Below are 10,522 nucleotides of genomic sequence, written 5' to 3' on the forward strand. Positions count from 1 at the left end.
GCTAAAAAAAAGTAAAAGTGAAAAATTTAGACTGATTTTATTAGCAATTCACTTGTTTTAATTGATTTTGAATAAAAGTTCAAGTATACAAAAAGGCGCAAAAGAAAAAATCTTCGCGCCTAGTTGCAAACAAAAATATATAAAAACAATTAATTTTTTTTCAAAAGCGTTTTCTAAAGTTTAAGAAAACGATTCACAAAAGGATTCAATACTAATCATAAAATTAATTAAGTTCGCAAAATTCAATTTTTGATTAATAATGGGATTGCCTCACTTAACTTTGAAAAAATCAAAGTTAAGTGAATGTAAAAGCATCCATATCTGTTGATCATTGTAACACTTTTTAACTAACTCAAGATATTATTATAATAAATGATATAATGCCAATCCCGCCACATCCTCATATGTGGTAAATTATATTGAAGCTATCCTATTTTTTTCATAGCAGTCATAGAAGTACGAAGCCATTCCCCAACTTCTTCAATTGGATGTTGTCTAATGGTTTTATTTACCGCAATCAATACGCTGTTATCAACTCCGTTTGAAGTTGCAAATGATTTACCAATTACATTTGTTTTTACGGTTTTCATAAAATCACCCAATAATGGTTTGCAAGCGTGATCAAATAAATAACAACCATACTCTGCTGTGTCAGAAATGATTCGGTTCATTTCATATAATTTTTTTCGAGCGACAGTATTGGCAATCAAAGGCAATTCATGCAATGATTCATAGTATGCCGATTCTTCAATAATTCCAGATTCGGTCATGGTCTCAAAAGCCAATTCTACTCCTGCCTTCACCATTGCAATTAGTAAAGTACCATGATCAAAATATTCTTGCTCTGTAATATGAGCTGCGGTTGGAGCTGTTTTTTCAAAATTAGTTTGAGCTGTTGCTGCTCTCCAAGTCAATAAATTGATATCATCGTTAGCCCAATCAATCATCATATTTTTAGAAAACTCTCCCGAAATAATATCATCCATGTGTTTTTGAAACAACGGACGCATAATTTCTTTTAATTCATCCGCCAAACGAAAAGCTTCAATTTTAGCAGGATTCGAAAGACGATCCATCATGTTCGTAATTCCACCGTGTTTTAAAGCTTCGGTAATGGTTTCCCAACCGAATTGAATCAATTTTGAAGCATATGCTGGCTCAATTCCCTCTTCAACCATTTTATCAAAACATAAAATTGATCCTGTTTGTAACATACCACACAAAATGGTTTGTTCTCCCATTAAATCTGATTTTACTTCGGCAACAAAAGACGAGTTTAGCACACCTGCTTTATGTCCACCAGTGGCTACTGCATAGGCTTTTGCTTGGGCAAAACCAACACCGTTGGGGTCATTTTCAGGATGAACTGCAATTAAAGTAGGAACTCCAAAACCACGTTTGTATTCTTCTCGAACTTCAGAGCCTGGACATTTTGGAGCACACATGATAACTGTGATATCCTTGCGAATTTGCATTCCTTCTTCAACGATATTAAAACCGTGTGAATAAGCCAAAGTAGCTCCCTTTTTCATCAAAGGCATAATGGCTGTTACCACAGCTGTATGTTGTTTATCTGGTGTAAGATTACAAACTAAATCAGCAGTTGGAATTAATTCTTCGTATGTTCCAACAGTAAATCCGTGATCGAATGCGTTGTTAAAAGATACTCTTTTTTCTGTAATTGCATCAGCTCGTAGTGCATAAGAAATGTCTAAACCTGAATCTCTCATATTCAAGCCTTGGTTTAAACCTTGGGCTCCACAACCCACAATTACAACCTTTTTACCAGCCAATGCACTAATTCCTTCTGAAAATTCAGATTGGTCCATGAATTCGCAAACGCCTAATTGTTCTAATTGTAATCGAAGTGGAAGTGAGTTGAAATAATTTGCCATTTTGTATTTTTTAAGGAAAGTATTGTTTTAGTTTTTAGTTTTTTTTTAGAGTTGCTCCAACATTGCTGAAATTTGCATTTTTTCTTTAGAGACTGAAATTCGGCCTGACCGTACAAATTGCATGATTCCAAATGGACGAAGCTTTTCGTATAAATCTTGAATTTCAGCACGCTGTCCTGATTTTGAAATCACAAAAAAATCACGTGCTACAGTCACAATTTCAGAATGACTTTCTTTGATAATATTTTGAATTTGTTTTTCGTCGAAAAGTAAACTCGATTCTATTTTGAAAAGCGCGTTTTCAAGAAAAATTGTTTCTTCGTCAACGTGGTAAAACGCCTTGATTACTTCAATTTGTTTTTCAATTTGACCTACAATATTATGTACCCATTTTTCAGTAGTGTTTACCACGATTATAAATCGAGACACGTTTTCAATTTCTGATTCAGATACGTTCAGACTTAAAATATTGATGTGACGTTTTAAGAATATACCTGATATTCTATTCAATAAACCCACGTTGTTCTCTGAATATACGGAGATGGTAAATGTTTTATTTTCCATTTTTTTTTATGTTTAAAGTTTTTATGTTTAAAGTTTAAAGTTGCACAACATTATTTTCAGGTTGTAACAACTTTAAACCTTAAACTTTAAACTATTTATGACAAACGAATGTCCGATACCGATGCTCCTGTTGGGATCATTGGGAATACATTATTTTCTTTTTCAACCATCACTTCTAAGAAATAGGAATCAGGTGATGCTAACATTTCTGCGACAGCGCTATCCAAATCTTCTCTTTTAGTGACTTTTTTAGCTTTGATATAGTAGCCTTCGGCAATAGCTATAAAATTAGGATTGATCATTTCGGTAGAAGCGTATCTTTTGTCAAAAAATAATTGTTGCCACTGACGTACCATTCCTAAAAACTCATTGTTTAAGACTACAATTTTAACTGGAACTTTAGTTTGAAAAATGGTTCCTAATTCTTGAATGGTCATTTGAAAACCACCATCTCCAATAATTGCTACTACTTCGCGATTTGGCATACCCATTTTGGCTCCAATTGCTGCGGGCAATGCAAATCCCATAGTTCCTAAACCACCTGACGTAACATTGCTTTTCGTTAAATTGAATTTCCCGTAACGGCAAGCAAACATCTGGTGTTGCCCCACATCCGATACTAAGATGGCATCTCCTTTTGAGTGTTTGTTAATCATTTCGATAGTTTCACCCATTGAAATCCCCTCTTTTTTGGGTTCTAACTCCTCATTTATAACAGCCTCTAATTCAATTTCATATTTGGCTTTAAATTCATTGTGCCAAGAATCGTGCGAGTTGTTTTCAATAAGCGGTATCAAGGCCGTTAAAGATTCTTTCAAATCGGCCAAAACGGCTACATCTGTTTTCACGTTTTTATCCACTTCGGCTGGATCAATTTCAAAATGAATTATTTTGGCTTGCTTGGCATATGTGGCAAGGTTTCCAGTAACGCGGTCATCAAAACGCATCCCGAGAGCAATCAACACATCGCATTCATTTGTGAGTACATTGGGTCCATAATTTCCATGCATTCCCACCATCCCTACATTGAGTGGATGTGCGGTAGGCAATGCTGATAAACCTAAAATAGTCCATGCTGCTGGAATACCTGATTTTTCTACCAAAGCTTTTAATTCAGTTTCAGCTTGACTTAAAATTACGCCTTGACCCCAAATAATAAATGGTTTCTTTGCGCTATTAATTAAAGCTGCGGCTTCTTGTACCTTATTAATATTAAGGATTGGTTTAGGATGATAACTTCGAATACTAGTACATTTTTTGTAACTGAATTCCATTTCATCAAATTGCGCATTTTTGGTAATGTCAATTAAAACCGGACCAGGACGACCCGATTTGGCGATGTAAAATGCTTTCGCAATAATTTCTGGGATTTCAGAAGCTTCCGTAATTTGGTAATTCCATTTGGTAACCGGAGTCGAAATTCCGATGATATCGGTTTCTTGAAAAGCATCAGAACCCAATAAATGTTTACCAACTTGACCTGTGATGCAAACCATTGGTGTCGAATCGATTTGCGCATCAGCAATTCCAGTAACTAAATTGGTAGCTCCTGGGCCAGAAGTTGCAATTGCTACTCCAACTTTGCCAGTTGCTCGTGCGTATCCTTGTGCTGCGTGTGTAGCTCCTTGCTCGTGACGCACTAATACGTGATGTAATTCGTCTTTAAACTTGTATAATTCATCGTAAACCGGCATGATTGCTCCGCCAGGATAGCCGTAAATTACATCTACGCCCTCCTCTAGTAAGCATTTTATAACGGCTTCTGCGCCTGACATTTTATTATTTTCCATTTTCTATTTTTATTTAGCCAGTGCCTCTTGCCAATTTCCCTAGCAACGGCAATTTCAATATCAATTTCAAAATTTGTGGTAATAACAATTAATTTTTTACAATATTCATCTTGCCTTTTGAAATTGCTATTTGTTATTATTTATCAGTTACGCAACCTGTTGAGGCGCTTGAAACTGACCGAATATATTTTAGTAAAACTCCTTTTTTTATTGGTGTTTCTGGTTGTTTCCATTGTGATTTTCGACTTGCAAATTCCTCATCCGAAATTTTAAGATTGATTGTGTTTTTGACTGCATCAATGGTGATAATATCCCCATTTTGAACAAGTGCAATACCGCCACCATCATAAGCTTCGGGAGTAATGTGTCCTACTACAAAACCGTGCGAACCACCAGAAAATCTACCATCTGTAATCAAAGCAACACTTTTTCCTAAACCAGCTCCCATAATGGCTGACGTAGGTTTTAGCATTTCTGGCATTCCTGGCCCACCTTTAGGTCCGCAGTATCTAATGACGACTACATTTCCGGGTTTAACCTCCCCATTTCGGACTCCTTTAATGACATCATGCTCATTTTCATAAACAATAGCATCTCCTTCGAAATATTCGCCTTCGTTACCACTAATTTTAGCCACACAGCCTTCAGCAGCGAGATTTCCATATAAAATTTGAATATTTCCAGTGTTTTTTAACGCTTTCTGGATTTCATGAATAACATCTTGACCGTCATTTAAGTTTGGTACAGAAGCTAAGTTTTCGGCTAAAGTTTTACCTGTAACCGTCAAACAATGTCCGTGTAAAAGACCTTCTTTCAACAAATATTTCATAACAGCTGGAACTCCGCCAACCGCATGAAGGTCCTCCATGAGGTATTTTCCGCTAGGCTTAAGGTCAGCAAGCAAAGGTGTTTTGTCACTAATTCTTTGAAAATCATCTAGAGTAATTTCAATATCAACCGAATGCGCCATTGCAATTAAGTGCATTACAGCATTGGTTGATCCTCCTAAAACCGCAACCATCGTTATGGCGTTTTCAAAGGCTTCGCGCGTCATGATATCTTTAGGTTTGATATCTTTTTCTAACAGAATTTTAATGGCTTTTCCCGCATCAAGGCATTCTTGTTTTTTTTCGGAGCTTAAAGCTGGATTCGACGAGCTGTAGGGTAAACTCATTCCCAAAGCTTCGATGGCTGAGGACATGGTGTTTGCGGTATACATTCCGCCACAAGCACCCGCACCAGGACAAGAGTTTTGAATTACACCTTTGAAATCTTCGGGTGAAATCGTATTGTTAAACTTTTTTCCAAGGGCTTCAAAAGCCGATACAATGTTTAGCGATTCTCCTTTCCATTTTCCAGAATGAATGCTGCCACCGTAAACCATGATCGCAGGACGATTGAGTCGACCCATTGCCATAACAGATCCTGGCATGTTCTTATCACAACCTGGAATTGCAATTACTGCATCGTACCATTGTGCGCCAACAACTGTTTCAATAGAGTCAGCAATAACATCTCGTGATACCAATGAAAATCGCATTCCATCCGTACCGTTTGACATTCCGTCACTTACACCGATCGTATTAAATATCAATCCCACTAAATCTTCTTGCCAAACCCCAGTTTTGATGTCTTTGGCTAAATCATTTAGATGCATGTTACACGGATTTCCTTCGTATCCCATGCTAACTATGCCCACTTGAGCTTTATTCAAATCAGCTTCGGTTAAACCAATTCCATACAACATGGCTTGCGCTGCAGGTTGTGTTTCGTCTTGAGTAATCGTTTTGCTGTATTTATTTAATTCCATTATATGATTGTTTCTGTATTTTAAATTTATTCCAAAAAAAAACCTCCCAAAATAATTGGGAGGTTTTAAATATTTTTTCAATTATATTTATACCATTCCCTCTGCACATGTGATAATCACATTGACATTAATTACAGAAATTATAATAATTGAAATTCTCATGTTTTCTTTTTATAAGTCGCAAAATTATAAAAACTAATGCTACTAAAAAAACAAAATCTCAATATTTTAAATAATTCTTATAGTTAATGTCATTACTTTAACAAAACATCCTATACAATAGTAGATTGTCCTATGTAAACATTGTCGCTTTTAAAATACAAGTCGTCTTTGCTTAGAATATAATTGGCAATAAAATCGCCTACTTCATTGGTTCCAAATTTCGAGTACGGATTCAAATCAGCGGTTACGACATTTAGTTCAATTGCTTTTTGCACTGCTTCGTGCACTTTTAAAGATTCGGCATGCAAACCAAAGTGCTCCAATAACATTGCTGCTGAAATAATTGAGGCAATAGGATTAGCGATATTTTTATTTTTCCCTTCCGGAAAAGAGCCGTGAATGGGTTCAAAAAGAGCCGACGAACTTCCTAAAGATGCCGATGGCAATAAACCGATTGCGCCAGTTATAACACTAGCTTCGTCTGATAAAATATCTCCAAATAAATTTTCAGTTAAAATGACATCAAATTGTTTTGGATTGATTATAATTTGCATCGCAGCAGCATCCGCTAGTAAAAATTCTAGAACTACGTCAGGATAGCTCTCTGAAAGTTCAGTGACCACCTTGCGCCACAAACGCGAGGTTTCTAAAATATTTGCCTTGTCAACTAAGGTTAATTTTTTCTTTCTTTTTTGTGCAGTTCGAAAAGCTAAATGACTGATTCGTATAATTTCGTCTTCAGAATATTCGCAAAGATCAGAGGCAAACGTACCCGTTTCGTTGCTTTTTTTCTCACTAAAATAAGATCCGCCAGACAATTCTCTAAAAATAATAAAATCAACTCCTTCGATAATTTTTCGTTTCAACGGAGACAAATCAAGCAAATCAGCATACGGTTTCACAGGTCTTATGTAGGCATAAAGACCTAGCGCTTGACGTAAGTTCAATACTCCTTGAATTGGTCTTACTGCAGCGCTTGGTACCGTATCATTAACTGCTCCAAATAGTACAGCATCTGTATTTAAACAAAGATTTAAAGTTTGTTCAGGTAATGGATTTCCCGTCTTTTCTATTGCAATTGATCCAATTAGGGCATCTTCGAAAACAAATTCATGATCGAAAACGACACCAATGGCATACAAAGCTTTCTTGGCTTGTAAAATTACTTCTGGTCCTATTCCATCTCCTGCAAGTGCTGCTATTTTTAAGTTCATAATTTTTTATTTTTAGGGGCGATCAAAATATTTTTAATTTAAAACCAATTCTTTATTTATTTTACAAGCTTCAATAATTTGATGAATGTCCTGATCTACTACTTCTTTTTTAATATCAGCAAATTTTAAGAACTCAATGTAAACCACATCAAGTTGCATTTTAGTCAATTCATAACCTACTTTTTTTGCTCTGTAAGCCAATGCTGCTCTACCACTTCGGGCGGTCAATACAATCGAAGATTCATTTACACCCACTTCAAGCGGATCCATGATTTCATAAGTAGCTCTATTTTTTATAACTCCATCTTGATGAATTCCTGAACTATGTGCAAAGGCATTTGCCCCAACAATTGCTTTGTTGGGCTGTACAATCATTCCCATACTTTCACTAACCAATCGACTCATTTCGTTCAATTGTCGAGTATTAATATTGGTATCTAAATTTAAATACGGATGCTGTTTGAAAATCATTACCACTTCTTCAAGTGCCGTATTTCCTGCTCGCTCCCCTATTCCATTGATAGTGCATTCTATTTGTCTAGCGCCATTTATAGCACCTGCGATTGAATTAGCGGTTGCCATTCCTAGATCATTATGACAATGACACGATAAAACCACGTTTTCAATACCTTTTACATTTTCTTTGAGATATTTAATCTTTGCACCATATTCTTCTGGCAAACAATACCCAGTTGTATCTGGAATATTTAATACGGTAGCTCCTGATTTAATAACTTCTTCACAGACTCGTGCTAAGAATTCATTATCTGTTCTACCAGCATCTTCCGCGTAAAACTCTACATCTTCTACATAGGATTTGGCGTGAGCTACGGCCGCTTTGGCACGTAAAATAATATCTTCTTTGGTTGTATTTAATTTATGGAAAATATGGGAATCAGAAGTTCCGATGCCAGTATGAATTCTAGGTTTTTTGGCATATTGAAGCGCTTGTGCGGCTACATCAATATCATTTTTTACAGCGCGAGTTAATCCGCAAACTACGGCATTTTTAACAACCTTACTTATTTCTGAAACAGATAAAAAATCACCTGGACTAGAAACAGGGAAACCAGCTTCAATAATGTCTACACCCATTTCATCCAATCGATTTGCAATCACTAATTTTTGGTTGCTGTCTAACTTACATCCTGGGACTTGCTCTCCATCACGTAAGGTGGTATCAAAAATTTGAACTTTCTCTCTATTCATTTTAATTTATTTAATGTAATTTGCACAACTTGAAACAAAAATATCTTTCATTAGTTAGATAGAAAACACTATTTCCTGAAATATACTGCTCATAAGGGGTATTTAAACTTTATAAAATACTGATTAACAAAACATTAAGTTATACTATTCTACAATGGCTAACCATCAAAAAGATTTTTTATTTGTATTAATAAAGTCCCTTTCTAAATCTGAGAAAAGACAATTTAAAATTTTTGCAAGTAGATTAGAGACTAGTTCGAATACCAAGTTTATTGAGCTATTTAACATACTAGACAAATCAGAAACTTATGATGAAAAACTGATTTTAAAAAGTGGGAGTATCAAAAAAGTGCAATTGTCAAATCTTAAATCCTATTTGTACAAACAAATTTTGGTGAGTATCAGATTGAACATACCGAGTCAAAATATGCGCTACCAATTGCGAGAGCAAATTGATTTTGCAGCTATTTTGTATAACAAAGGTTTGTATAAACAAAGTTTGAAAATCTTGGATAAAACTAAAATTTTGGCTTTGGAGAATGATGAAAAGTTAATGGCCTATGAGATTGTAGAATTCGAAAAACTAATCGAATCACAATATATTACTCGAAGTATTCAAGGCCGCGCAGATGAATTAGTGGTGCAAGCGAAGGAGCTGAACTATCGCAATACTATATCAAGTAAGTTATCTAATTTGTCATTGCAGCTGTACGGCATCATGCTCAAAACTGGGTATGTAAAAACCGATGCAGAGTATACCTATATTGATGATTATTTCAAAAAACATATCGCTAAACTCGACCAAAATAAATTTGGTTTTCGAGAAAAATACTGGTTTTACAATGCTAATTTGTGGCGTAGTTTTTTGGTACAAGATTTTTTGTCTTGTTATAAATATGCCTTAAAATGGGTGACTCTATTTTACGAAAATCCAAGTATGATATACTTGAATCCCGTTTTTTTCTTAAAAGGGAATCATTACTTATTGGAATCCTTGTATATGTTGAAGTACAAAACCAAGTTCAAAGAATATCTTGAATTGCTGGAGGAAACCATTAAAGATTCCCGCTTTCCTGTAAATGATAATATTGCGAGTTTGTCCTTTTTATATGTGTACAACAATAAACTTAATTTACACATTTTGGAAGGTACTTTTGCAGAAAGTGAATATTTGATTCCAGAAGTATTGTATAAATTAAAAATGCATACTGATCACCTTGACGAGCATCACGAAATGTTGTTTTACTACAAATTTGCTTCTATTTATTTTGGTAACGAAAAATATGCAGAATGCATTTTGTACTTGGAGAAAATTATCAACAACAAAAATCTTAGTATGCGTGAGGATTTAATGTGTTTTGCACGCTTGCTGTGCTTGATAGCACATTATGAATTAGGGAAAGATTACTACTTAGAAAATCAACTCAAAAATACGTATAAGTTTTTACTCAAAATGAACGACTTGCATGAGGTACAAAAAGAAATTATCAAATTCCTCAAAAATTTAAACTCTATTTATCCGACAGATATCAAGAAAGAGTTTATCAAAATGCGAACTCGTTTTGTCGAATTAGAACAAAATACCTATGAAAAACGTGCCTTTTTATATCTCGATATCATTTCCTGGTTAGAAAGTAAAATAGAAAATCGCAAGATTAGCGTCATAATAAAGGAAAAAGCAAAACTAAACAATCGGTAAAAAAACAAAAAGGAGGCTAAAATGCCTCCTTTTCTATTCAATTTCTTTACGACCACGCAATATATCCTCAAAACTGGAACATTTTACAAACTCTTGTTCACCATCAATAAGCATTGGTAAATAAATAAATTCTACTTCTGAAAGGTCTTCTTTCAAGTAAAAAGCCATATCATCTAATT

The 10,522-nt window shown here is 35.0% G+C and carries 7 protein-coding genes; 1 reads left to right on the forward strand and 6 read right to left on the reverse strand.

The features are described 5' to 3' along the window. Positions 1–425: 425 nt before the first annotated feature. From ilvC to FPG59_RS09960, 6 genes are all read right to left on the reverse strand, one after another. Entirely contained in the window at positions 426–1,895 is a 1,470-nt protein-coding gene (gene ilvC, locus FPG59_RS09935; protein ID WP_086454452.1) for a ketol-acid reductoisomerase, read from the reverse strand. A 45-nt stretch (positions 1,896–1,940) separates the two neighbouring features. Continuing rightward, positions 1,941–2,459, reverse strand: a complete 519-nt coding sequence (gene ilvN / locus FPG59_RS09940; protein ID WP_086454453.1) for an acetolactate synthase small subunit — start codon at positions 2,457–2,459, stop codon at positions 1,941–1,943. A 95-nt stretch (positions 2,460–2,554) separates the two neighbouring features. Next, entirely contained in the window at positions 2,555–4,249 is a 1,695-nt protein-coding gene (gene ilvB / locus FPG59_RS09945) for a biosynthetic-type acetolactate synthase large subunit (RefSeq protein ID WP_086454454.1), read from the reverse strand. Between the two features lie 136 nt (positions 4,250–4,385). Further along, entirely contained in the window at positions 4,386–6,059 is a 1,674-nt protein-coding gene (gene ilvD / locus FPG59_RS09950) for a dihydroxy-acid dehydratase (protein ID WP_086454455.1), read from the reverse strand. A 272-nt stretch (positions 6,060–6,331) separates the two neighbouring features. Beyond that, a complete protein-coding gene (gene leuB / locus FPG59_RS09955; protein WP_086454456.1) occupies positions 6,332–7,435 on the reverse strand; it encodes a 3-isopropylmalate dehydrogenase in 1,104 nt (367 codons plus the stop codon). A gap of 33 nt (positions 7,436–7,468) precedes the next feature. Continuing rightward, positions 7,469–8,644: a 2-isopropylmalate synthase gene (locus FPG59_RS09960; protein WP_086454457.1), complete on the reverse strand. Its 1,176-nt coding sequence runs from the start codon at positions 8,642–8,644 to the stop codon at positions 7,469–7,471. A gap of 154 nt (positions 8,645–8,798) precedes the next feature. On the opposite strand from FPG59_RS09960, the gene FPG59_RS09965 reads away from it, so the two are divergent. Beyond that, positions 8,799–10,343 carry a hypothetical protein gene (locus FPG59_RS09965; RefSeq protein WP_086454458.1) on the forward strand — a complete coding sequence of 515 codons (1,545 nt, stop codon included), beginning with the start codon at positions 8,799–8,801 and terminating at the stop codon, positions 10,341–10,343. The last annotated feature ends 179 nt before the right edge of the window (positions 10,344–10,522 follow it).

The sequence above is a fragment of the Flavobacterium sp. FPG59 genome, assembly GCF_002150205.1.
GTDB lineage: Bacteria > Bacteroidota > Bacteroidia > Flavobacteriales > Flavobacteriaceae > Flavobacterium.

Excerpts from the sequence above, each read along its gene's own strand:
- ilvC (WP_086454452.1), bottom strand. The coding sequence starts at position 1,895 with ATGGCAAATTATTTCAACTCACTTCCACTTCGATTACAATTAGAACAA.
- ilvN (WP_086454453.1), bottom strand. The coding sequence starts at position 2,459 with ATGGAAAATAAAACATTTACCATCTCCGTATATTCAGAGAACAACGTG.
- ilvB (WP_086454454.1), bottom strand. The coding sequence starts at position 4,249 with ATGGAAAATAATAAAATGTCAGGCGCAGAAGCCGTTATAAAATGCTTA.
- ilvD (WP_086454455.1), bottom strand. The coding sequence starts at position 6,059 with ATGGAATTAAATAAATACAGCAAAACGATTACTCAAGACGAAACACAA.
- leuB (WP_086454456.1), bottom strand. The coding sequence starts at position 7,435 with ATGAACTTAAAAATAGCAGCACTTGCAGGAGATGGAATAGGACCAGAA.
- FPG59_RS09960 (WP_086454457.1), bottom strand. The coding sequence starts at position 8,644 with ATGAATAGAGAGAAAGTTCAAATTTTTGATACCACCTTACGTGATGGA.
- FPG59_RS09965 (WP_086454458.1), top strand. The coding sequence starts at position 8,799 with ATGGCTAACCATCAAAAAGATTTTTTATTTGTATTAATAAAGTCCCTT.